Source organism: Halarchaeum sp. P4, assembly GCF_051195175.1.
Lineage (GTDB): Archaea > Halobacteriota > Halobacteria > Halobacteriales > Halobacteriaceae > Halarchaeum.
Genome location: NZ_JBNTKC010000004.1, coordinates 38,872 through 58,847, shown reverse-complemented (window position 1 = coordinate 58,847; position 19,976 = coordinate 38,872). Strand labels below are relative to the sequence as shown.

Here is a 19,976-nt window from a genome sequence, read left to right as displayed (position 1 = left end):
CATGAGTGAACGACGACTCCCCGGCATCGACGTCACGCCGCTCTCCGGCGTCGGCACTGTCGTCTGGTACCACCCGGACGCCGAGCTCTCCGAGCCGCCCGCGCCCGAGGACGTGGACGCGGAGGCCGAACTCGAGGCGTTCGAACTCGCGGTCGCGGAAGCTGAAGCCGAACTCGAGGCCGAGCGCGAGCGGACGGCCGAGCGCGTCGGCGAGGAGGAGGCGGCGGTGTTCGACGCGCACGTCCAGTTCCTCAACGACCCGCAGATTTCCTCGGGCGTCGAGGAGCGCGTTGAGGACGGTCTCCCGGCCGCGCACGCGGTGCAGGAGACGTTCGACGAGTTCGTCGAGCAGTTCGCGAGCATGGAGGGGAAGATGGCGGAGCGCGCGGACGACCTGCGCGACGTCCGGGACCGCCTCCTGCGTCTCCTGACGGACGGGGAGCGTGTCGACCTCTCCGCGCTCCCCGAGGGGAGCGTCGTGCTCGCAGAACGCCTCACGCCGTCCGATACGGCCCAGCTCGACCCCGAGCGCGTCGCCGGGTTCGCGACGGTGACGGGCGGCCGGACGAGTCACGCGGCCATCTTCGCGCGTTCGCTCGCCATCCCCGCCGTCGTCGGCATCGGCGAGGACCTTGAGTCGGTCGAGGACGGCGAGACCGTCGTCATCGACGGGAAGGCGGGTGAACTCGTCGTCGACCCCGACGAGGACACCGCCGAGGCCGCGCGCGCCGAGCAGGCCGCCGAAATCGTCGAGGAGTCGGTGACGACGGCGGACGGCACGCACGTCGAAGTCGCGGCGAACATCGGGACGCCACAGGAACTCCTGCCCGCGACGGAGCGCGGCGCTGACGGCGTCGGCCTCTTCCGCACCGAGTTCCTCTTCCTCGACCGCGAGGACGCCCCCGACGAGGACGAGCAGTACGAGGCCTACAAGGAGGCCATCGAGACGTTCCCCGAGGGCCGCGTCGTCGTCCGGACACTCGACATCGGCGGCGACAAACCAGTGCCGTATCTCGACCTGCCCGACGAGGAGAACCCCTTCCTCGGCGAGCGCGGGATTCGGCGCTCGCTCGGCCCCGACGCGGACCTCTTCGAGACGCAACTCCGCGCACTCCTGCGCGCGGACGCGGACACGGACGTCGGGAGTCTCGCGGTGATGCTCCCGCTCGTCACCACCGTCGAGGAGGTTGCTGAGGCCCGCGACGTCGTCGAAGACGTCGTCGCTGACCTCGAGTCCGAGGGCGTCGAGGCGACGATGCCGGAGTTCGGCGTGATGGTGGAGACGCCCGCCGCGGCGTTCATGGCGGACGTCCTCGTCGAGCACGTCGACTTCTTCAGTATCGGGACGAACGACCTCGCGCAGTACGTGATGGCGGCCGAGCGCGGGAACGACGCGGTCGCCGACCTCGGCGACTTCCGTCAGCCCGCGGTGCTGCGCGCCATCGACGCGACGACGAGCGCCGCCGAGGGAACCGACGTCTGGGTCGGGATGTGCGGCGAGATGGCGGGCGACCCCGAGCTGACCGAGCTGCTGGTCGGGTTGGGGCTGCGCGAACTCTCGATGAGCGCGCTGACGGTGCCGGAAGTGAAGGCGCGCGTCAGCGAGACGGACCTCGAGGACGCCGAGGCGCTCGCGGAGCGCGCGCTCGCGGCGGCCAGTAAAGACGACGTAATCGAACTCCTACAGTAACCAATGAAACTAGTCGCAGTCACGAGCTGTCCGACGGGTATCGCACACAGCCAGATGGCGGCCGAGAACCTCGAGACGACGGGCGAGGAGATGGGCCACGACATCAAGGTCGAGGTCCAGGGCGCCATGGGTGCGGAGAACGAACTCAGCGCTGAGGACATCGCCGAGGCGGACGCCGTCATCATCACGGCGGACACGGCCGTTCAGACCGACCGCTTCGAGGGCAAGCCGATCGTCCAGGCGCCGGTGAAGGCGGGCGTCAATCGCGCGGGCGAGATGATCGAGCGCGCCATCGAGGCAGCCGAGGCCGGGAAGTCCGGCGTCATCAGTGCCGGCGGTGAAGACGCTGAGGAGGGCGACGAAGAGGCGGACGCGGACGCCGAGGCGGAGTCGGCGTCTAGTGAGGAGCCGACGAAGCGCGGCGGTGACCCCGAGAAGGGGATCTTCCGCCGGCTGCGCCGCTGGCTCTTCTCCTGAAGCACGTACTCGTTTCTGAGTAGTTTTGTCCGAGTCTGCTCGTTTCCACACCAGTTATTAGTGTGGGCCCGGATTCCCCGCACGAGGAACACACATGACGTTCTACGGAGGCGACGAACTCGACAAGGTGTACGACGACGCGCTCGAGGACGGTTTCGGCCTCGTCGCGAGCAACATCGCGGAGCCGAACGTGATGATGGGACTGATGGAGGGCGCGGCGAGCGTCGACTCCGACCTCCTGTTGCAGATGAGCGCGGGCGCCTGTCGGTTCGCAGGCGACGGCGACGAGGTTGCCGGCCTGAAGGCGATGGGGAACTACATCGAGGTGATGGCTGAGCAGCACGACATCGGCGTCTTCCTCAACATGGACCACCAGACGGACATGGAGTTCATCGAGGCGCAGATGGACCTCGACATCCCCTCCTCCATCATGATCGACGCGAGCCACGAGCCGTTCGAGGAGAACGTCGCGCGCTCCCGGCAGGTCGTCGAGATGGCCGAGGAGAAGGGCTCGGACGTCCTCATCGAGGCCGAGCTCGGCCAGATCAAGGGCGTCGAGGACGAGATCGAGGCGGAGGAAGCCTACTACACGGACCCCGAGCAGGCCGTCGAGTTCGTCGAGAAGACGGGCTGTGACCTGCTCGCCATCTCCGTGGGCACCCAGCACGGCGTCGCGAAGGGCCGGGACCTCGAACTGCGCCCGGACCTCGCGCGGGACATCCGCGACGCGCTCGACGAGCACGGCCTCGACACGCCGCTCGTCCTCCACGGCTCCTCGGGACTCCGGCCCGAGCAGGTCGAGGAGATGATGCAGTACGGCATCTGCAAGATGAACAAGGACACCCGCTACCAGTACGAGTACACGCGGACGGCCTTCGACCTCTACAGCGAGCACGAGGACGAGATTGTGCCCCCGGAGGGCGTCCCGGACAGCCGCGACACCTTCTTCGAGGACACGGACTGGTCGCCGAACAAGGACTACTTCGACCCGCGCGTCGTCGGCCGCGACATCCGCGAGCGCATCGCGGAGGTCCACGCTGACCTCGCGGAACTCTCCGGCAGCGCCGGCAAGAGCCGCTACACGTAGAGCTACCCGCGATTTTCGTCTTCGCCAGCCGCGACGACCAGCCGTGGCTGTGCGGTGGCGCCAGTGCGAGTGCCGTCGAGGCCGAACTGATTTCTCCCTAAATGCTCGATTTTGTCGGTTTCTGTCCGTGTAAGTCGTGACAGCTCCTCATCGCCACCTCTAAATACTCGGTTGTAACACTAGGTGGTATGTCGTTCAGTGGATTCAGCGACGCCTCGGAAGCACAGGTCACGAACGCCATCGCCCGCTCGTGGGGCGACGAGTTCCTCGACTACACCGACACCGACGTCATCATCGTCGGCGGCGGTCCCTCGGGGCTCGTCGCCGCGAAGGAACTCGCCGAGCGCGACGTCGACGTCATGGTCGTCGAGAAGAACAACTATCTGGGTGGTGGGTTCTGGCTCGGTGGCTTCCTCATGAACAAGCTCACCGTCCGCGAGCCCGCCGAGCGCGTCCTCGACGAACTCGGCGTCCCCTACGAGGAAGCCGACGAGGCCGACGGCCTCCAGCTCGCCGACGGCCCGCACGCCTGCTCCGCGCTCATCCACGCCGCCTGCGACGCCGGCGCGAAGATTCAGAACATGACCGAGTTCACCGACATCGTCGTCCGCGAGGACCACGAGGTCTCCGGCATCGTCATGAACTGGTCGCCCGTCCACGCCCTCCCGCGCGAACTGACGTGCGTCGACCCCATCGCGGTCGAGTCCGACCTCGTCATCGACGCCACCGGTCACGACGCCGTCGTCGTCTCCAAACTCCAGGAGCGCGGCGTCGTCGACGCGCCCGGCATCGAGCACGTCGACGAGCACGAAGCCGGCATGGACTCGACCGAGGACGGCGAGTACGGCGCGCCCGGCCATGACTCCCCCGGCCACGACTCGATGTGGGTCGCCGACTCCGAGGACAAAGTCGTCGAGTACACGGGCAAAATCCACGACGGCCTCCTGACGTGTGGGCTCTCCACGGCGACGACGCACGGCCTCACCCGCATGGGCCCGACGTTCGGCGCGATGCTCCTCTCCGGGAAGCGCGCCGCGCAGGTCGCCATCGACGAACTCGGCGTCGACGCGCCCGGCGTCGACCTCCCCGGCGCGACCCCGACGCCCGCCGACGACTGACGCCCCTCAGAGCGACGTGACGGACGGCGCCGCCCTCCCTTCTTGCGGTGTGCGTCAGTCCGTGCAGTAGTCGGCGTCGGCGCTCGTCCGACCCTCTATCGATTCGTCGCCTTCTGCCGGGCGCAAGAACGACGTGCACTCCACGACGAACGTGCTGAGTTGGCGCGCGACGTCGACGTCGAGCGAGACGACCATCCCACGCTCCCCGTCCTCCGGGAAGTGGAGGACGACGCCGTGCTCGTGGATTTCCGTCGTCGCCCGCGTCTCGCCCAGCGGCGCGTAGTCGTCCCCGCTCACGAGCGACCCTGACTCGCAGACGCGCTCGTAGACGTGCGGGAGTTCCTCGTCCAAATCGCGCGACGCGAGGTCGTCGCGAATGTGGAGAATCTCCATGCCGTCCGCGTCGTAGCAGAACGACACTCGGTACGCGTCACCGGCCTTCTCGGCGACGTACTCGTGGAGAGCGTGATGTCGCGCGTCGGCCATACGGACGTGACGGGACTCCAAGGTATTCGGTGTTGGGGACGACTCACTCGGCGTCCAGCGCGTCCGCGACGTATCGGTCGGCGGCCTCGCGGGCGTGCCGGAGCACGTCGGGGTCGCCCGAGACGACGAAGCGCGTGCGCGCGCCGTCCACGAACGTCATCAGCGTCTCGGCGGCCCGTGACGGGTCGACGTCCGCGGCGAAGACCCCCTGCTCGACGCCGTCCGCGACGACGGTCCGCAGGAGGTAGCGGAGGTATTCGTCGTTGTGCACGAGTTGGTCGCGCATCGCCTCGTCGTAGGGTGCCTGTGCGCGCATCTCGAGGATGGCGACCAACAGGTCGTGGTCGTCCGTACGCTCGCTGATGAGCGTATCGAGGAGGGCCTCGAGACGCGCCTCCGGACCGGTCGTCTCGACGTCGTGGACGTGCGCGACGAACCGGTCGAGCAGGTATTCGAGGAGCGCCACGAGCAGGTCATCCTTCGTCTCGTAGTGATAGTGGATGGCGGCCGTCGTCTTGCCGTACTCCTCGGCGATGGCGCGCATCGTCAGGTCGGCGTAGCCGTGCTCGCAGAGCGCCCGATAGGTCGCCCGCATGATGGCCTCCTCGGCTTCGCTCCGCTCCCCGTCGCGCGACGTGTCCGCCATTACGTGTGCATCAGCCGCTCGGGCCTTTGGCTACGTCGGTTCATCGCGACGCCTCCCCACGCGTGCCGCCGTCGAGCGCGTCGACGACGGCGTCCGCGATGGCGAACACGCCACGGCGCGCCGCCGCCGGCACGTCCCGTCCGTCCGAGGCGGCGTCCGACTCCGCCCCGTAGAGGTCGCTCACGCCCGCCGTCACGGCACCAAGCAGGGATTCGGAGACGCCGTCGCTCGTCTCGACGAGCGACTCGAACGCCAGCGAGTGGAGGTAGTCGCCGACGAGCACGGCGTCCGTGCTCGCCGGAGCGCGCTCCGGAAGGCCGACCCAGCGGACGAACGTCCGGGCGTCCAGGAGGTCGACGGCGCTCGCCGCCGCGACGACGTCTCGCGCGTTCGAGCGCGCTGACGCGCACTCGAGGACGACCCGCGTCGGGCGCCGCTCGGGTCGCGCAGCCAGTACGGCGTCGACGACGCACGAGAGCGGCGTCTCCGCGCGACGCCGCGACGCGAGGTGAGCGTCGACAGCCGCCAGCGTGACCGCCTCGTCTGTGGCGCGCTCCCCGTCCGTCGCTGTATCGCGTGCTCGGCCCATCGCGTAACTGACTGATTAGTTCACTCGGCCCCCACAAGTCGGTTTCGACCCCGGCGGTGCGTCCTTCGACCGCCCGTCGCGAATCGATAGCTGACCAGTTGCTTAACAAGCAGGGGGAGGAGGGAGTACGTTTCGTCTGCTTTTACCCGGGGCGCCTCGGGAGTGAGAGTAGATTTCGTATGCGTTCACTCCATCGTCGGTAGCATACGAAGTATCCTCTCTGCGTTCTACTGAGGTGGCGTCCGCGACGACGCGAAAGCACACGAAACGTACTGTCTCCCTGGTGGCGAGTACGCCTGCCAGAGTTCAGCCGGTGAGCGCGACGCCTACTCGTCGGCGTCGAGACGGCCGTGAATGGCGTTCGTGAATGCCGTCGGCCGCTCGGCGTGCGGGACGAGCGCCGTCCGGGCGATTTCGACGAAGTCGGCCTCGACGTCCTCGGCGAGCTGGCGGCCCTCCTCGGGCGTGGTCGTCTCGGCGGCGGCGCCCCAGACGACGGTGATGGGGCCGTCGAAGTCCGAGAGCGCCTCGCGCAGGTCGAGGTCGACGTTCAGGTAGCCACCGACGAACGCGGCGACGGCGTGCTTCGCGCCGGGCTGGTGGGCGCTGCGCCACTGGTAGTCGAGCCAGTCGTCCGCGGCGTTCTCGACGTCGTAGTAGCCGTGGTCGGCGTTCGAGCGACGAATGGAGTAGCGGGAGGTGGCGAGGTCGACGATGAGGTCGCCGAGGAGTGGTGCGCGGACGACGCCGCGCGCCCACGGGTTCGGGCCGGGCATCGCGCCCGTGGACGGACAGACGAGCACGAGCGCACGCGGGTTGACGTCATCGTCGTCGAGCGCGCCCGCGACGTACGCGCCGGCGAGCGACGCCGCGACGACGGCGGGGTTCTCGTAGCGTGCGAGGAACGCGGCAACGAAGTCGGTGTAGAACGCGCCGTCGTAGTCGAGCGCCGGCCGGTCGGACGTCCCGAAGCCGGGGAAGTCGGGGGCGACGACGTGGTATTCCTCGGCGAGGTCGTCCCAGACGTTCCGGTATTCGCCGCTGGAGCCGGCGGCGTTCACGCCGTGGAAGAGGACGACGGTCGGGTCGGAGGAGTCGCCCGCCTCGGTGTACGTAACGTCGAGGCCGCGCCAGCGGAACGTCCCGCGACGGCCCGACAATGGTGGTTCGAGGTCGCCCGCGTATGATTCGAGCGCGCGGTCAGCGATGGCGGCGAGGCCCACGGCGCCGGCGGCCGCGCCCACCGTCTTGAGAAGTCGCATACTCGACTGTTGGCCCGGGGGCGACAAATAGCCTAGAGGTTGCGCTCGATGGCGTCCTCGATGTCGGCGCGCACGCTGTCGACGTCGTCGTCCTCGGTGACGCGCACCTGTTCGAGGCGCTCGTCGAGGTCGGTGTCCGCGAGTTCGGTGAGGACGCCGCCGCGCGTGTCGACCTGCAGGCGGACGTCAAGGGCGTCCGCGGTCGGGTGGAAGACGACTTCGAGTTCGTCGAGGTCACCCCGATACGGTCCGGAGCGCGGGAGGTACTCGAACTCCTGCATGAAGCGCGCGCTGTCGAAGAGGCCGCCGGGCGCGGACTCCGGATACGCGGTCTTCAGGGAGAACCCGAGGTCCTCGATGGCGTCGAGGACGGTGCGCTGGCGCTCGCTCGGCTGGACGTCGAGGTGGTCGCGGTCCTCGGGGTCGATGGCCCACTCGACGTCGAGGCCGGTGTCGACCCAGACTTCGGTGTGGCCTACCGTCACGGGTGTCTCGCGGGGGACGTCGAGGTCCACCTCGAAACTGCGTTCCTCGCCGGGGTCGATGGTGAAGTTCTCCGCGAGCGTCTCGCGTGCGACGGTCGCGACGCCGGAGGTGTCCTCCGACTCGTAGCGCGTGCGGATGGCGAAATAGATGCGTTCGACGGTCTGCTCGGCGTCGCCGCCCGCGACGTCGACGGTCGCGGTGACAGTCTCGCCGGCGGTGACCGTGGAGGGCAGTCGGGTGTCGACGGTCGCCGCGCCGATGCCGATACGGGAGAGTAATTCGGACATGTGTCCCTCGATGGTGCGCCCCATCCGTAAAAACACTCGCCGTGTCGTCGCCGCACGGGTAACGTTCTTGGTGGTCGTCCGCGACGCCATACTCGTGACCTACGACCTGCTCGATACGGACTCCGGAAACGCGGTGTACGTCGCGCTCGATCACGGCCTCGCGAGCGGCGCCATCGAGGGCTTCGAGGACCCGACGGCCGTCCTCGACGACGTGCTCGCCGCGGACCCGGACGGGCTGCTCGTCGGCCCGCACTTCGCACGCCGGTATTCCGAGCGCCTCGCGGAGACGGACCTCGTCGTCACCGCGGACGTCGTGACGTTCTCGACGCGCCCCGGCGAGGACGAGGCCGCGGACGTCTGGACGCAGGCCTTCGACACCGACCTCCTCCTCGAGCTTGACCCGGTGGGCGTGAAGACCGTCCTCGTCTTCGGCCGTGAGGACCGCGAGGTCTTCCGCCGGAACATCGAGGCGGTCGCCGACCTCGCGGAGGCGCTCCGCGGGACGGGCGTGCCGCTCGTCGTCGAACCCGTGATGTGGGGGTCGCGCGTGCCGTCGGCGGCCGAGACGGACCCGGACCTCGTCGCGAACGCGCTCCGGATGGGCTGGGAGTACGGCGCGGACGTCCTGAAAGCGCCCTACACGGGCGACCCCGACCAGTTCCGCGACCTCGTCTCGAACGCGCCCGTGCCGACGATGATGCTCGGCGGCCCGAAGACCGGGAGCACCCGCGGGACGCTCGAGTCGGTCTCCGAGGCGATGGACGCCGGCGCGCGCGGCCTCATGATGGGGCGCTCCGTCTGGCAGTCCGACGACGTCACACGCACTATCGAGGCGCTGAACCGCATCGTCCACGACGGCGCGGACGTCGCGGCGGTCTGGGACTGACCGAGACGCGTGAGGTACGCGTCGCGGCGGGGCCGTCAGCGCCGTCGTGTCGGCGCCGAGAGGAGTGTTCTGGACGGACACGCACTCTATTCCGAGTGAAAAATGTGGACGATAGTTTGGATGCAGCGGCAAATATCGGCCAGAGTCGGCACGTTCTAATGGCATCTTGCCTGAATGCCGGTATGACCTACGAGCATCTCGACGTTCGGCTCGTCAACGCACTGCTCGGCGACGGCCGCGCGAGCCTGCGCAGCCTCGCCGAAGAACTCGACGTCTCCGTCACGACCGTCTCGAACCACCTGAAGGACCTCGAAGACGAGGGGGTCATTCAGGGCTACGCACCCATCGTCGACTACGACAAACTCGGCTACGACGTGACGGCCGTTCTCCAGCTCAAGGTCGAGGGCGGCGCGCTCCCCGAGTTCACCGACCGGCTACGCGAGCACGAACAGATGACGTCAGTCTACGAGGTAACGGGCGACTACGACGTCATCGCCATCGGGAAGTTCCGCGACACCGACGACATGAACGCCCTCATCAAGGAACTGCTCAAGGACGTCGACATCAAGGAGTCCTCGACGAGCGTCGTGTTGAACGCCGCAGTCGAGAACAGGCAGTTCGAACTCGACGTCGAGGAGTAACCGCGTCGCTCCGCCCGCCACCATTTTGCCAGTTCCACGACAACACCGGGGTATGTCGGAGGCGTCAGCGCGCGAATCGACGGGGGTAGCGGGACTGGACACGATACTGGGTGGCGGGCTAATCACGGAACAGAACGCGCTGTTGCGCGGCCCGCCCGGCGTCGGGAAGACGGTGTTCGGCCTCCACTTCCTCTCCGCATGCGACGCCGACGAGACGGCGCTCTACATCAACCTCGGCGAACCGACCGCGTACGTCGAGCGCACCGCCGCGCACTTCGGCCTCGACTCGCCGTCCCTCCAAATCCTCGAGCTCGCGCCAACCGCCGAGGAGTTCGCCGAAGGCGGCACGTACTCGCTGTTCTCCGCGGCCGAGGTCGAGGGGCCGCCGCTCGTCTCCGAAATCATCGACACCGTCGAGGAGCGCGCCCCGGACCGCGTCTTCGTCGACCCCATCACCGAACTCCGCTACCTGACGACGGACGACCACCAGTTCCGCTCACAGATTCTCGGCCTCCTCGACTTCCTCCGGGACGCCGGCGCCACCGTGATGATGGCCTCCCAGTCCGCGCCCGACTCCCCTGACACCGACCTCCAGTTCATGACCGACGCCATCATCAACCTCGAGCGGCGTCGCGACACCCTCACCATCGACGTCCCGAAGTTCCGCGGCCCCTCGCCGAAACGCGGCCCGCACACCTACGAGGTAACGACCGACGGCGTCGAGGTGTGGCCGCGCCTCCATCCCGATGTGCCCGCCGTCGAATTCCCCGACGAGCGCGTCTCCTCGGGCGTCCCGGAACTCGACAAACTCCTCCACGGCGGTCTCCAGCGTGGCACGGTGACGTTCTTCAGCGGGCCGACCGGCGCCGGGAAGACGACGACGAGTATGCAGTTCGTGAAGGAGGCGGCGGGCCGGGGGAACTACTCGGTCATCTTCTCCTTCGAGGAGTCAAAGCGGACGATGGTGCGCCGCTCGAAGGCGCTGAACATCGGCCTCGAGGAGATGCTTGAGCGCGACCGACTCGACATCGTCGAAGTCCGCCCCGGCGAATACACCGCCGACCAACTCACGTCGATGATTCGGGACGCCGTCACCGAGGACGACGCCGAAATCGTCCTCCTCGACGGCTTCCAGGGCTTCAAGCAGAACCTCCGCGGGTTCGACGACGACCGCGGGCCGGTCGACTACCTCGTCTCCATCGGCCGCTACCTCCGCGAGCAGGGCGTTACGACGCTCGTCACCAACGAAGTCCACGACATCACCGGACAGTTCCGCGTCACCGAGGAGGCGACGAGCAACCTCGCGGACAACATCGTCTTCCTGCGCTACCTCGAGTACAACGGGTCGATGGAGAAGGTCGTCGGCGTGCTGAAGATGCGGACGAGCGACTTCGAGGACTCGATTCGCCGCATCGACTTCACCGAATACGGCGTCACTGTCGGCGACCCCCTCGAAGGCCTCACCGGCATTCTCACCGGAACGCCGCGCTTCGAGGGCAGCTCACGCTCGGAGACGGACGGTGAGCGCTGACGCCCTCCCGGCGGACGGGACGGTCCTCCCGCTCGTCGCGGACGCGGCGAACAGACGCGTCCTCAGCGAGTGGCTCGAGGCGGAAGGGTACGGAGTCACGACCGGTGACCCGGGCGACGTCGACTTCGACCTCTGCGTCCTCGACCCGGACGCACTCTTCGACCACCGCGCCGTCCTCGCCGAGCGCAAGGCGGCGGCGCGCGCCGTCCTCCCGTATGTGCTCCTCGTTCCGGACGCCCAGCGCGAGGCCACTGAGGCGCTTCGCCGCGACCACCCCGACCTGTGGCGACTCGTCGACGGGGTCGTCAGCGTCCCGATCCGCCAGTACGAGTTCGGCGGCCGCGTCGAGTCGCTCCTCCGGTTGCGCGCGCAGTCCCAGACGATCGCCGCCCGCGAGCGCGAACTCGAGATATTGAACCGCGTCCTCCGTCACGACATCCGGAACGACATGATGGTCGTCCTCGGGTGGCTGGGGATGCTCCGGGACGACGCGAGCGACGAGCAACTCCCCACGCTCGACCGTATCGAAGCCGCGGCTGACCACGTCGTCGAACTCACGCTCATCGCCGCCGACATCGCGCGGACGATGACGGGCGACGAGGCGGTGCCGCTACGCCCGATGTCGCTCACGACGGTGCTCCGCGAGGAAGTCGAGAAGTGCCAGGTGGCGTTCTCCGCGGCGCACATCGAGTTCGTCGCGGACCCACCGGAGGTGACCGTCGTCGCGAACGACCTGCTCGGCTCCGTCTTCCGCAATCTCCTCAACAACGCCGTCCAGCACAACACCGCGGACCGACCCGAGGTGACGGTGCGCGTCGAGGAGCGCGAGGACACCGTCTGCGTCATCGTCTCGGACAACGGCCCCGGCATCCCCGACGCGATTCGCGACCGCCTCTTCGTCACCGAAGTGAAGGGCTTGGAGAGTTCGGGTGCCGGGATGGGACTCTACCTCGTCGGCGCGCTCACGACGACCTATGGCGGCGACGTCTGGGTCGAGGACGACGAGACGCGGGGTGCGACGTTCGTCGTCGAACTCCCGCTCGCCGAGCGCGACGCCGACGCCTGAGTCGTGGCGTGCTCGCGGAGACGACACCTACAAAACCCGCGCTGTCGAATCCACAGCCAATGACCACGCGGCGTCGAGAGCGCTTCATCGTCGGCCACCTCGCGTGGCTCCTCGTCTCCCTCGTCGCGCTCAGCGCGCTCGGCGCGCTCACCTACGAGCTCTACTTCGTCGTCGGTCTCATCGGCTTCCTCGTCGTGGTCGAACTCACCGCGCCGCTCTCGGTGACGCCAGCGTGGCGCCGCCGCCTCCGCTGGATCGTCCTCCTCGGCCTGCTCGTCTTCGGCTACGTCGTCGTGAAACGCGTGCTCACCATCCTGCCGCCGGGGGTGTTCTGAGTGCGCGATATCCCCTGGCATACCGTCGCGCTCGCCCTGCTCGTCGTCGCCGTCGTCGCGACCGCGGGCCTCGGCGCCGTCCGTTCGAGCGACAACTTCGGCGCGTACAACCACGGCTGGGACGGCACCGCGGAACTGCGCGGCCTCGCGGAGGACGACGCCGCGCGCAGCGCCACCGTCGCCCGGAACACGTCGGCCTACGGGAATGTGCCCGCGAACGCCACGGTCGCCGTCGTCCTCTCGCCCGACAAACCCTACACGGAGGCGCAACTCCGCCAGATTCGGGGGTTCGTCGCCTCCGGGGGGACGCTCGTCGTCGCGGGCGACTTCGGTGACCACACGAACGACCTCCTCGCCGGTGTCGGCGCGACGACGCGTCTCGACGGCCGCGTCCTCCGCGACCCACGGCGCTACGACCGTGGCCCCGCGATGCCGCGCATTACGAACGTCACGCGGTCGCCGCTGACGCGCGGCGTCGACACGCTCGTCTTCAACTACGGCACCGCGCTCGCGTCGCGGCCCGCGAACGGCACGGTGCTCGCGACGTCCGCGCGCAGCGCCTACCTCGACACGAACGCGAACGGCACGCTGGACGCGAGCGAGTCGGTCGGCCGCTACCCGGTCGCCGCGAGCGAGCGCCTCGACTCGGGCCGCGTCGTCGTCGTCGCGGACTCGAGTCTGTTCGTGAACGCGATGCTCGAGCGCGGCGACAACCGGCGCTTCGCCGCGCGCGTCCTCGCCGGCCACGAACGCGTCCTCCTCGACTACTCGCACACCGCCTCCGTGCCGCCGCTCGTCGGCCTGCTGTTCACGCTCCGCGAGCAGGCCGTCCTCCAGCTCGTCGTCACGCTCGCCGCCCTCCTCTGCATCGCCGCGTGGACGCGACGTGACCGCCTCCGCGACTGGGTCGGCGGCGAAGCGGAAGGCGCGACGATTCCGCGCCCGGACGCCGACGCCATCGACGACTACCTCGCCCGGGAGCATCCGGAGTGGGATGCCGACCGGCGCGAGCGCGTCGTGAAAGGGGTTATTACGCGGCGTCGTGAATCCTCGCGTAATGACTAACGCGGCGGCCGAGTTCTACGAGTCGCTTCAGAGCGAAATCGAGACGGTCCTCATCGGGAAGAGCGACGTCGTCGAGCATCTGACGGTCGCGCTCCTCAGCGACGGCCACGTCCTCATGGAGGGCGTCCCCGGCGTTGCGAAGACCACCGTCGCCTCGCTGTTCGCGCGCGCGACCGGCCTCGACGTGAACCGCGTGCAGATGACGCCCGACCTCATGCCCGCGGACGTCACCGGGACGCACGTCTACAACCAGAACACGGGCGAGTTCCGCCTGCAGAAGGGGCCGGTGTTCGCGAACGTCGTCGTCGCCGACGAAATCAACCGGACGACGCCGAAGACGCAGAGCGCGCTCCTCGAGGCGATGCAGGAGCGCACTGTCACGATTCAGGGCGAGACGCTCGACCTCCCCGAGCCGTTCTTCGTCGTCGCGACGCAGAACCCCATCGAGATGGAGGGAACCTTCGAGTTGCCCGTCGCACAGCGCGACCGCTTCCAGTTCAAACTCGACGTCAGCCTGCCCTCGCGCGAGGAGGAACGCCAGTTGCTCGAGCGCTTCGACGCCGACCCCGAACTCGGGCCGGACGCCGTCGAACAGGTCGTCACGCCCGAGGACGTGGCCGACGCGCAGGCCGTCGCGAGCGACGTCTTCGTCGACGAGCGCGTCGTCGACTACATCCTCGACATCGTCGAGGCGACGCGCGACTCCCCGGACGTCGACCACGGCGTCTCGCCGCGCGGCGCGCTCGCGCTCCAGCGCACCAGCAAGGCACGCGCCGCCATCGCGGACCGCGAGTACGTCATCCCGGACGACGTGAAGTCGCTCGCCGTCGCCGCGCTCAGCCACCGCCTCGTCCTGAGCACGGACGCCGAACTCAGCGACATCACGCCCCGCGCCGTCGTCGAGGGCGTCCTCGACTCCGTCACGCCGCCGAGCGCGGAGGACCTCGACGTCGAGGCGGGGAGCGAGGCCTGAGCGGCGGGACGCGACGCCAGCGACGCACTCGCGGTGTTCGCTATCGGGTCCAGAACGTCGGCGTGAGGATGACGAGCACGGACAGCACTTCCAGACGCCCGATCCACATCAGGAACACCATGTACAGCTTCGCGGCGTCGCTGAACGGCAGGAAGCTGTTCATCGGGCCGACGACGCCGAATCCCGGCCCGACGTTCCCTAGCGTCGCGATGGCGACGCTCATCGCCTCCAGCCCGCTCATCGTCACGTCCGGCGTTCTGAAGCTATCGAGATACAGGAGGATCGTTGACAGCACGAACAGCCCGACGAAGAGCAGCACGAACACGAAGACGTCCCGGAGCGTCTCCTCGTCGATGACCTCCTGCTGGAAGCGGATCGGTCTGACGGCGTCGGGATGGACCGACGTGAAGAGGGTCCGGCTGATCGACTTCTTCACGAGCACCCATCGAACGATCTTGATGGAACCGGCCGCGGAACCCGCTGACCCACCTAGGAAGTATGCGAAGAACAGGATCGTCTGTGCGGAGGCGTCCCACGTGTTGAAGTCCATACTCGCGTATCCCGTGGTCGTCACGATGGCGAGCACCTGGAACAACCCTTGGCGAAGCGAGTTCTCGAAGTTCCCCGGGATGACCCCGATGTTCGCCGGGGTGGTGGCGAGTCCGACGCCCCCGAAGAGGAGTGCGGTGATGACCGCACTGAAGCCCGCGATCGCGAGCAGGTACGACCGGAACTCGGTGTTGTCGGTGAGTCGCCGCGGTTCGTTCTGCAGGACGTACCAGAACAGCGCGAAGTTCGTCCCCGCGACGAGCATGAACGGCATCACCGCCCACTGAACCGCGGGCGCGAACGCCTCCATACTGCGTGCTTCCGGTGAGAACCCCCCGGTCGGCATCGTCGTCAGCGCGTGTGCGACCGCGTTGTAGAAGTCCATATTCGGTGCGACACCGACCAGATGGAGGCCGTAATAGACGGCGACGGCGAGGACGGTGAACCCCACGTAGATACCCCAGAGTGCTCTCGCGGTCTGCTGGATGCGCGGCGTGAGTTTCTCCAACGCGAGCCCGGGGGCCTCCTGATTGATGACCTGTGCGCCCCCGACGGACAGCTTCGGGAGAATGGCGACCATCAACACGAGAATCCCCATGCCGCCGAGCCACTGGGTGAGCTGTCGCCACATCATCATCGCGTAGCCATGTTTCTCGACGGAGATTTCGCCGAGTACCGTCGCCCCCGTCGTCGTGAACCCGCTCATGCTCTCGAAGAGCGCGTTCACCGGGTCCGCGATAGTTCCGACCCCGGCGACGAGGTACGGAATCGTCCCTGCGAGAGGGACGAGGAGCCACGCGAGACTCACCAACAGGAACGCCTCCCGGTTGCCGAAGTCCCCGTCGTGACTGATCTGCTCGAGGAGGAGTCCACTTCCGACCATGACGACGCTGGCCGCGACGAAGGGGAGCGGGTCTTCGCCGTAGTACAGCGAGAGGAGGAGCGGGAACAGCGGCGCGACGCCGATATATTTGAGGACGGTTCCGGCGTGGGCGACGCTCACTCGATAACTGACGTGAGTGCTCCGCGTGCGACCCATTGATTACTCGTGCCGTCGTTACCCGGGGAAATGGGCGTTTCGGCATACTCCGCTCCGTTCGAACGTCCGGTGTCGACACTCGCTCATCGGAGTCGCGCGACACTTCGTGACGCGTCCGTCGCTGGGCCGCCGAAGCATACGGTTTCGTCCGTCTCGCCGTCACGTCGAAGACGGCGGATGGGCCGAGTCTGGTCGGTCAGGCTGGGTTCGTCGGGCCTTCCTCGTAGGGCTGGACGACGACGAAGCCCTCATCGCCCTCGAAGACGAGCTGGTAGCGTTCGTCCGAGGAGGAGCCGACGAGGTCGCTGAGACTCCGGTTCGTCTCGACGCTCGGCGAGAGGTTCCGACTCCACGCCACCGTCGCCTCGGGGTCGGTGCGGACGGGCGGCGTGAGGACGAGCGGGTCGCCGTGCGTCGTAATCGCGACCATGCCGGGGCCGGTGAGGAAGACGTTCGTCAACCCGGCGGCGGACGCACCGCCGAGGCTCCCGACGACCGAGATCTCGTAGGAGACGGACGCCTCGAACGCGAGGACGTCCGGGCCGTTCACCGAGATGGCCTCGTCCTCGTCGAGCGAGAGCAACTGAACTTCCTTGCCCTGGTCGGCGAGGTAGAGATGGCCGTCGCCCGACACCTCCATCACGGGCGTCCCCTCGCTGGAGGCCTTCTCCTTGATGAACCCCATCACGCCGCCTTCCGCGGAGGACTTGCCCGTGAAGGAGAGGTCGCCGTCGAAGGCGACCATCGATCCGGCCTTCGCGATGACGGTGCCATCGACGTCGACGTCGAGGAGTTTGTCGTTCTCCAGTTCGAATCGCTCGCCGCTCTCTCCGGGCTCGTTCGCTTCGACGAATTCCTCTAACTCCATTGGTGGGACCTCACGCGGACGAACGCCGCGAAGGGTGAAATAGCTACACCCCGCAGTCGCCTCCTTAGGCCTCGTCGCCGAACGCCGGCCACTCCAGAATCACGCGGCCGTCGGCGCGCTCGCCCCGCTCGACGCGGGCTTCGACGGGCGCGTCGAACTGCGTGGCGACGCCGACGCCGAGGAAACTCACGACGGGATGGTCGAAGGTGTCGACACCGCCGAACTCGACGCCGTCGACGGCGACGACGAGGCGGCCGTCCCCGACGTGGTCGGCGTCGCCGCCCGTGAGGAGTTCGAACTGGTTGGCGAGGCCGTCGACGAGCTGGGTGGCGAGCGTCTCCGGGTCGTCCGCGAGCGCCGTCGCGAGTTCGCGCTCGTAGGCGTCGAAGAGCGCGTCGCCGCTCGCGCGCAGCGAGACGCCCCGACCCCGGTCGTCCTCGGGCGTGACGAAGACGTCGCGGAGCGCGTCGCCGTCCGGGCGCGCCGCGTCCTCGTGCTCCGGGACGAACAGTCGCGTCCGGGACTCGGCGTCCGCGACGGGCATGTAGTAGCGCCGGTCGGTGAGGCCGAGTTCCGCGACGACGTCCGCCTCGTTCGCGGCGAGCGCGTCGAACGTCTGCTGGCCGACGCTCGCCGGGATGACGTGCTCGGGCGTGAGGTAGTAGGTGAGGACGCCGGCGAAGACGCCGGTGCCGCCGAGCGCGAAGAGGACGGTGCGCGCGTCACTGAAGACGAGGCCGAGCGCGAACGCGACGACGCCGACGCCGAGGAAGGCGACGGCGCTCCGGCGGTACTCGACGCGCTTCGCGCGGGCGTACTCCTCGCGGAGGCGGCGGTTCTCCTCTTCGAGGAGTTCGATACGGGTTTCGAGGACCGAGCGCTCGACGTCGTCGGCTTCGTCGCTCGCCGCAGTCGCGTCGGTCGTGGTGTCGCTGTTACTCATCGGTAGGCAGGAGGTCGAGGACGACTAGTTCGTAGCGGTGCAGGCCGTAGGTGAGAACGCCGAAGAGGGCGAGGACGAGGCCGGTGAGCACCCAGAGCGGTAATGCGGCGAGCGTGCCCGCGTAGGCGGCGATGGCGAGGACGCTAGTCGCGACGGCGAACACGCCGAGTGCGCGCCACGACCGCGTGGTGAGCGCGAGCGTGCCGCCGATGCTGATGACGAGGCCGCCGACGACGAGGATGGGGCCGGCGAGCCCCGGGAGGTCGAGGACGCCGAGTCCGACGACCGCCGGAACGGTGGCGACGCGGACGTCCGCGAGGAGCCAGCAGACACCGACGGCGAGCGCGACGACGCCGCCCGGCCCGCCGCTCTCGGCGACGAAGCCGATGGCGAGGACGGCGAACCCGACGAGGTCGAGCGTCGCGTACTCCGCGAACGTGAGGAGGTGGGTGCGCTCGACGCGGTCGCCGCTCATACGCGGACCCTCCGGCCGCGGCGCGACGCGAGGACGGTTTCGAGGCGACTGCCGGGCGCGACCTCGTAGGTTTCGACGCGCGGCGCGTCCCCGAGACGCTTGCGGAACTCGTTGAACTCGCTGTAGGCGGCGTAGGCGTCGTCGATGTCGACGAGCGCGTCGGGTTCGTAGAGCGCGCGCGGCGCGAGGAAGACGATGACGTGGTCGTCGCCGTGGCGCAGGAGGTTGACGGTGCGACGCAGTTCCTCGCGGTGGGCGTCGTCCGTGAAGAGGAGGTGCCAGTGCTGGCCGCCGTAGCGCGTCGCGAACGTCTTCGCCGCCCGGTAGAGCGGGTCGTCCGCGACGACGTTCTGCGGGCGTGCGCCCGAGGCGACGTAGGGGTGGAGCGTGCGCTCGAAGGCGCTGTCGTCGCCGCGGAGCGAGCGCGCGAGCGGGGTGCGACGCCGCACCTCTCGTGTCGCGGTGTCGCCCGCGGTCGGCGTGAGTCCCTGCAGTTTCCGCTCGACCGCCGGATACTGGACGTGCGTGGTGACGCCGGTCTCGCGGTCAGTCACGCCGTCGTCGCCGACCGCGTAGTAGCTGAGGGGATCCTCCGCGGTCTCGACGGTCTCGAGGACGGCGAGCGCGGACTCGCGGAGGTAGTCGAGTGCGGTCTCGCCCTGCCGGCCGACGCCCGTGGTCGCGCGGTGGTCGATGAAGAGCGTCGTCTGGCGTTCGGTCGTCGACTCGGCCTCGCGGATGTAGGGGGTGTCGAGGCGGGCGGTCGTCCGCCAGTCGATTCGGCTCGCCGGGTCGCCCGGGTTGTACTCGCGGACGTCCGCGGGGTCGACGCCGGCCCCCCAGCGTTCGGCGGCGTGCCCACCGTAGGGTGTCGTCGCGCGCACGCCACCCTGACCGACGTGGACGTCGCGCGGGAGGCGCGAGCGCACCGTCAGTGTGCAGGCGTCGCCGACGGGGAGCGTCTCCTCGAAGACGCCGAAGGCGCTCGTCACCGTGGCCGTCGGCCGGCCCGTGGTGTGGCGGCCGGCGACGGGGAGGACGAGCGAGAAACTGGCGTCGACGCGCTCCTCGCCCGACGAGAGGGTGAGCGTCGGCGCGTCGGTCGGTTCGTCGGCCGACGCCGGCGGCGCCACGGAAATCGTCAGGTCCGTCTCCGTCTCGGTGCGCTCGGCGGTGAAGACGACGGGCACGGGTTCGTCGGTGAGCGCGCCTTCGCGCGCCGGTTCGAGCGAGACGCTGAGGTCGTCGCGTAGCGTCCGGAGCGTTCGTGTGAACGCGACCTGGACGGCGACGACCCAGCCACCGACGAGGACGACGCCGAGCAGGACGAGTGGCTGGGCGAACAGGACCGTGCAGACCGCGAGGAGGCCGAGCACCGCGAGGGCTCCGCGGCCGGTTCTGGTCACCCGCATCACCGTAACGGAGGCCCCGCGGTACAATTGAAGCTACTGGTACGCGTTCTTCGCGCGTCGCTGTA

21 protein-coding genes are annotated in these 19,976 nt (G+C 68.6%); 11 read left to right on the top strand and 10 right to left on the bottom strand.

Going from position 1 to position 19,976, the window contains the following annotated elements; genetic code table 11:
- Nucleotide 1 precedes the first annotated feature (1 nt).
- The 4 genes from ptsP (at nucleotide 2) to ACQUS8_RS13350 (ending at nucleotide 4,372) form a co-directional block, all read left to right on the top strand.
- The gene (gene ptsP / locus ACQUS8_RS13365; RefSeq protein WP_435101911.1) at nucleotides 2-1,690 is read left to right on the top strand and encodes a phosphoenolpyruvate--protein phosphotransferase; all 1,689 of its coding nucleotides are present in this window, start codon (nucleotides 2-4) and stop codon (nucleotides 1,688-1,690) included.
- A gap of 3 nt (nucleotides 1,691-1,693) precedes the next feature.
- Nucleotides 1,694-2,167 carry a PTS fructose transporter subunit IIB gene (locus ACQUS8_RS13360; protein WP_435101909.1) on the top strand — a complete coding sequence of 158 codons (474 nt, stop codon included), beginning with the start codon at nucleotides 1,694-1,696 and terminating at the stop codon, nucleotides 2,165-2,167.
- Nucleotides 2,168-2,261: 94 nt separating this feature from the next.
- Nucleotides 2,262-3,254, top strand: a complete 993-nt coding sequence (fba, locus tag ACQUS8_RS13355) for a class II fructose-bisphosphate aldolase (protein WP_435101907.1) — start codon at nucleotides 2,262-2,264, stop codon at nucleotides 3,252-3,254.
- Between the two features lie 188 nt (nucleotides 3,255-3,442).
- Nucleotides 3,443-4,372 carry a sulfide-dependent adenosine diphosphate thiazole synthase gene (locus ACQUS8_RS13350; RefSeq protein WP_435101905.1) on the top strand — a complete coding sequence of 310 codons (930 nt, stop codon included), beginning with the start codon at nucleotides 3,443-3,445 and terminating at the stop codon, nucleotides 4,370-4,372.
- Nucleotides 4,373-4,426: 54 nt separating this feature from the next.
- Here the strand turns inward: ACQUS8_RS13350 and ACQUS8_RS13345 are convergent, their stop codons facing one another.
- The 5 genes from ACQUS8_RS13345 to ACQUS8_RS13325 form a co-directional block, all read right to left on the bottom strand.
- Nucleotides 4,427-4,858, bottom strand: a complete 432-nt coding sequence (locus ACQUS8_RS13345) for a hypothetical protein (protein ID WP_435101903.1) — start codon at nucleotides 4,856-4,858, stop codon at nucleotides 4,427-4,429.
- 43 nt (nucleotides 4,859-4,901) lie between these two features.
- Nucleotides 4,902-5,504 carry a TetR/AcrR family transcriptional regulator gene (locus ACQUS8_RS13340; RefSeq protein WP_435101901.1) on the bottom strand — a complete coding sequence of 201 codons (603 nt, stop codon included), beginning with the start codon at nucleotides 5,502-5,504 and terminating at the stop codon, nucleotides 4,902-4,904.
- A 40-nt stretch (nucleotides 5,505-5,544) separates the two neighbouring features.
- Nucleotides 5,545-6,093, bottom strand: coding sequence for a hypothetical protein (locus tag ACQUS8_RS13335; protein WP_435101899.1), 549 nt, complete (start codon nucleotides 6,091-6,093; stop codon nucleotides 5,545-5,547).
- Between the two features lie 326 nt (nucleotides 6,094-6,419).
- Nucleotides 6,420-7,355: an alpha/beta fold hydrolase gene (locus ACQUS8_RS13330; RefSeq protein ID WP_435101896.1), complete on the bottom strand. Its 936-nt coding sequence runs from the start codon at nucleotides 7,353-7,355 to the stop codon at nucleotides 6,420-6,422.
- Nucleotides 7,356-7,387: 32 nt separating this feature from the next.
- Nucleotides 7,388-8,128, bottom strand: a complete 741-nt coding sequence (locus ACQUS8_RS13325) for a sporulation protein (protein WP_435101893.1) — start codon at nucleotides 8,126-8,128, stop codon at nucleotides 7,388-7,390.
- Between the two features lie 94 nt (nucleotides 8,129-8,222).
- Here ACQUS8_RS13325 and ACQUS8_RS13320 point away from each other — a divergent pair, with 94 nt between their 5' ends.
- From ACQUS8_RS13320 to ACQUS8_RS13290, 7 genes are all read left to right on the top strand, one after another.
- The gene (locus ACQUS8_RS13320; protein ID WP_435101891.1) at nucleotides 8,223-9,014 is read left to right on the top strand and encodes a class I fructose-bisphosphate aldolase; all 792 of its coding nucleotides are present in this window, start codon (nucleotides 8,223-8,225) and stop codon (nucleotides 9,012-9,014) included.
- A gap of 182 nt (nucleotides 9,015-9,196) precedes the next feature.
- Nucleotides 9,197-9,655, top strand: coding sequence for an HTH-type transcriptional regulator Lrp (gene lrp / locus ACQUS8_RS13315; protein WP_435101889.1), 459 nt, complete (start codon nucleotides 9,197-9,199; stop codon nucleotides 9,653-9,655).
- A 52-nt stretch (nucleotides 9,656-9,707) separates the two neighbouring features.
- Nucleotides 9,708-11,186, top strand: coding sequence for an ATPase domain-containing protein (locus ACQUS8_RS13310; protein ID WP_435101887.1), 1,479 nt, complete (start codon nucleotides 9,708-9,710; stop codon nucleotides 11,184-11,186).
- The gene (locus tag ACQUS8_RS13305; RefSeq protein WP_435101885.1) at nucleotides 11,176-12,252 is read left to right on the top strand and encodes a sensor histidine kinase; all 1,077 of its coding nucleotides are present in this window, start codon (nucleotides 11,176-11,178) and stop codon (nucleotides 12,250-12,252) included. The genes ACQUS8_RS13310 and ACQUS8_RS13305 overlap by 11 nt, the downstream gene beginning before the upstream one ends.
- Before the next feature lie 59 nt (nucleotides 12,253-12,311).
- Nucleotides 12,312-12,587: a hypothetical protein gene (locus tag ACQUS8_RS13300; RefSeq protein ID WP_435101883.1), complete on the top strand. Its 276-nt coding sequence runs from the start codon at nucleotides 12,312-12,314 to the stop codon at nucleotides 12,585-12,587.
- Complete coding sequence (locus ACQUS8_RS13295; protein ID WP_435101881.1) at nucleotides 12,588-13,652, top strand: DUF4350 domain-containing protein; 1,065 nt, start codon at nucleotides 12,588-12,590, stop codon at nucleotides 13,650-13,652.
- On the top strand, nucleotides 13,645-14,625 hold the full coding sequence (locus ACQUS8_RS13290) for an AAA family ATPase (RefSeq protein WP_435101879.1): 981 nt from the start codon (nucleotides 13,645-13,647) through the stop codon (nucleotides 14,623-14,625). The genes ACQUS8_RS13295 and ACQUS8_RS13290 overlap by 8 nt, the downstream gene beginning before the upstream one ends.
- 40 nt (nucleotides 14,626-14,665) lie before the next feature.
- Here ACQUS8_RS13290 and ACQUS8_RS13285 read toward each other — a convergent pair whose 3' ends face one another.
- The 5 genes from ACQUS8_RS13285 to ACQUS8_RS13265 form a co-directional block, all read right to left on the bottom strand.
- Complete coding sequence (locus tag ACQUS8_RS13285) at nucleotides 14,666-16,057, bottom strand: TrkH family potassium uptake protein (RefSeq protein WP_435101877.1); 1,392 nt, start codon at nucleotides 16,055-16,057, stop codon at nucleotides 14,666-14,668.
- A gap of 352 nt (nucleotides 16,058-16,409) precedes the next feature.
- Entirely contained in the window at nucleotides 16,410-17,081 is a 672-nt protein-coding gene (locus ACQUS8_RS13280; protein ID WP_435101875.1) for an AIM24 family protein, read from the bottom strand.
- A gap of 64 nt (nucleotides 17,082-17,145) precedes the next feature.
- Nucleotides 17,146-18,024, bottom strand: coding sequence for a hypothetical protein (locus tag ACQUS8_RS13275; protein ID WP_435101873.1), 879 nt, complete (start codon nucleotides 18,022-18,024; stop codon nucleotides 17,146-17,148).
- Nucleotides 18,017-18,499 carry a hypothetical protein gene (locus ACQUS8_RS13270; RefSeq protein ID WP_435101871.1) on the bottom strand — a complete coding sequence of 161 codons (483 nt, stop codon included), beginning with the start codon at nucleotides 18,497-18,499 and terminating at the stop codon, nucleotides 18,017-18,019. The genes ACQUS8_RS13275 and ACQUS8_RS13270 overlap by 8 nt, the downstream gene beginning before the upstream one ends.
- Nucleotides 18,496-19,911, bottom strand: coding sequence for a DUF58 domain-containing protein (locus ACQUS8_RS13265; protein ID WP_435101869.1), 1,416 nt, complete (start codon nucleotides 19,909-19,911; stop codon nucleotides 18,496-18,498). The genes ACQUS8_RS13270 and ACQUS8_RS13265 overlap by 4 nt, the downstream gene beginning before the upstream one ends.
- Nucleotides 19,912-19,976 lie beyond the last annotated feature (65 nt).

What these genes read in the sequence shown, in the direction of transcription:
- ACQUS8_RS13290 (WP_435101879.1), top strand. Translation starts at nt 13,645, where the DNA reads ATGACTAACGCGGCGGCCGAGTTCTACGAGTCGCTTCAGAGCGAAATC.
- ACQUS8_RS13330 (WP_435101896.1), bottom strand. Translation starts at nt 7,355, where the DNA reads ATGCGACTTCTCAAGACGGTGGGCGCGGCCGCCGGCGCCGTGGGCCTC.
- ACQUS8_RS13265 (WP_435101869.1), bottom strand. Translation starts at nt 19,911, where the DNA reads ATGCGGGTGACCAGAACCGGCCGCGGAGCCCTCGCGGTGCTCGGCCTC.
- ACQUS8_RS13310 (WP_435101887.1), top strand. Translation starts at nt 9,708, where the DNA reads ATGTCGGAGGCGTCAGCGCGCGAATCGACGGGGGTAGCGGGACTGGAC.
- ACQUS8_RS13340 (WP_435101901.1), bottom strand. Translation starts at nt 5,504, where the DNA reads ATGGCGGACACGTCGCGCGACGGGGAGCGGAGCGAAGCCGAGGAGGCC.
- ACQUS8_RS13280 (WP_435101875.1), bottom strand. Translation starts at nt 17,081, where the DNA reads ATGGAGTTAGAGGAATTCGTCGAAGCGAACGAGCCCGGAGAGAGCGGC.
- ACQUS8_RS13270 (WP_435101871.1), bottom strand. Translation starts at nt 18,499, where the DNA reads ATGAGCGGCGACCGCGTCGAGCGCACCCACCTCCTCACGTTCGCGGAG.
- ACQUS8_RS13360 (WP_435101909.1), top strand. Translation starts at nt 1,694, where the DNA reads ATGAAACTAGTCGCAGTCACGAGCTGTCCGACGGGTATCGCACACAGC.
- ACQUS8_RS13350 (WP_435101905.1), top strand. Translation starts at nt 3,443, where the DNA reads ATGTCGTTCAGTGGATTCAGCGACGCCTCGGAAGCACAGGTCACGAAC.
- ACQUS8_RS13345 (WP_435101903.1), bottom strand. Translation starts at nt 4,858, where the DNA reads ATGGCCGACGCGCGACATCACGCTCTCCACGAGTACGTCGCCGAGAAG.
- fba (WP_435101907.1), top strand. Translation starts at nt 2,262, where the DNA reads ATGACGTTCTACGGAGGCGACGAACTCGACAAGGTGTACGACGACGCG.
- ptsP (WP_435101911.1), top strand. Translation starts at nt 2, where the DNA reads ATGAGTGAACGACGACTCCCCGGCATCGACGTCACGCCGCTCTCCGGC.
- ACQUS8_RS13300 (WP_435101883.1), top strand. Translation starts at nt 12,312, where the DNA reads ATGACCACGCGGCGTCGAGAGCGCTTCATCGTCGGCCACCTCGCGTGG.
- lrp (WP_435101889.1), top strand. Translation starts at nt 9,197, where the DNA reads ATGACCTACGAGCATCTCGACGTTCGGCTCGTCAACGCACTGCTCGGC.
- ACQUS8_RS13325 (WP_435101893.1), bottom strand. Translation starts at nt 8,128, where the DNA reads ATGTCCGAATTACTCTCCCGTATCGGCATCGGCGCGGCGACCGTCGAC.
- ACQUS8_RS13335 (WP_435101899.1), bottom strand. Translation starts at nt 6,093, where the DNA reads ATGGGCCGAGCACGCGATACAGCGACGGACGGGGAGCGCGCCACAGAC.
- ACQUS8_RS13275 (WP_435101873.1), bottom strand. Translation starts at nt 18,024, where the DNA reads ATGAGTAACAGCGACACCACGACCGACGCGACTGCGGCGAGCGACGAA.
- ACQUS8_RS13285 (WP_435101877.1), bottom strand. Translation starts at nt 16,057, where the DNA reads ATGGTCGGAAGTGGACTCCTCCTCGAGCAGATCAGTCACGACGGGGAC.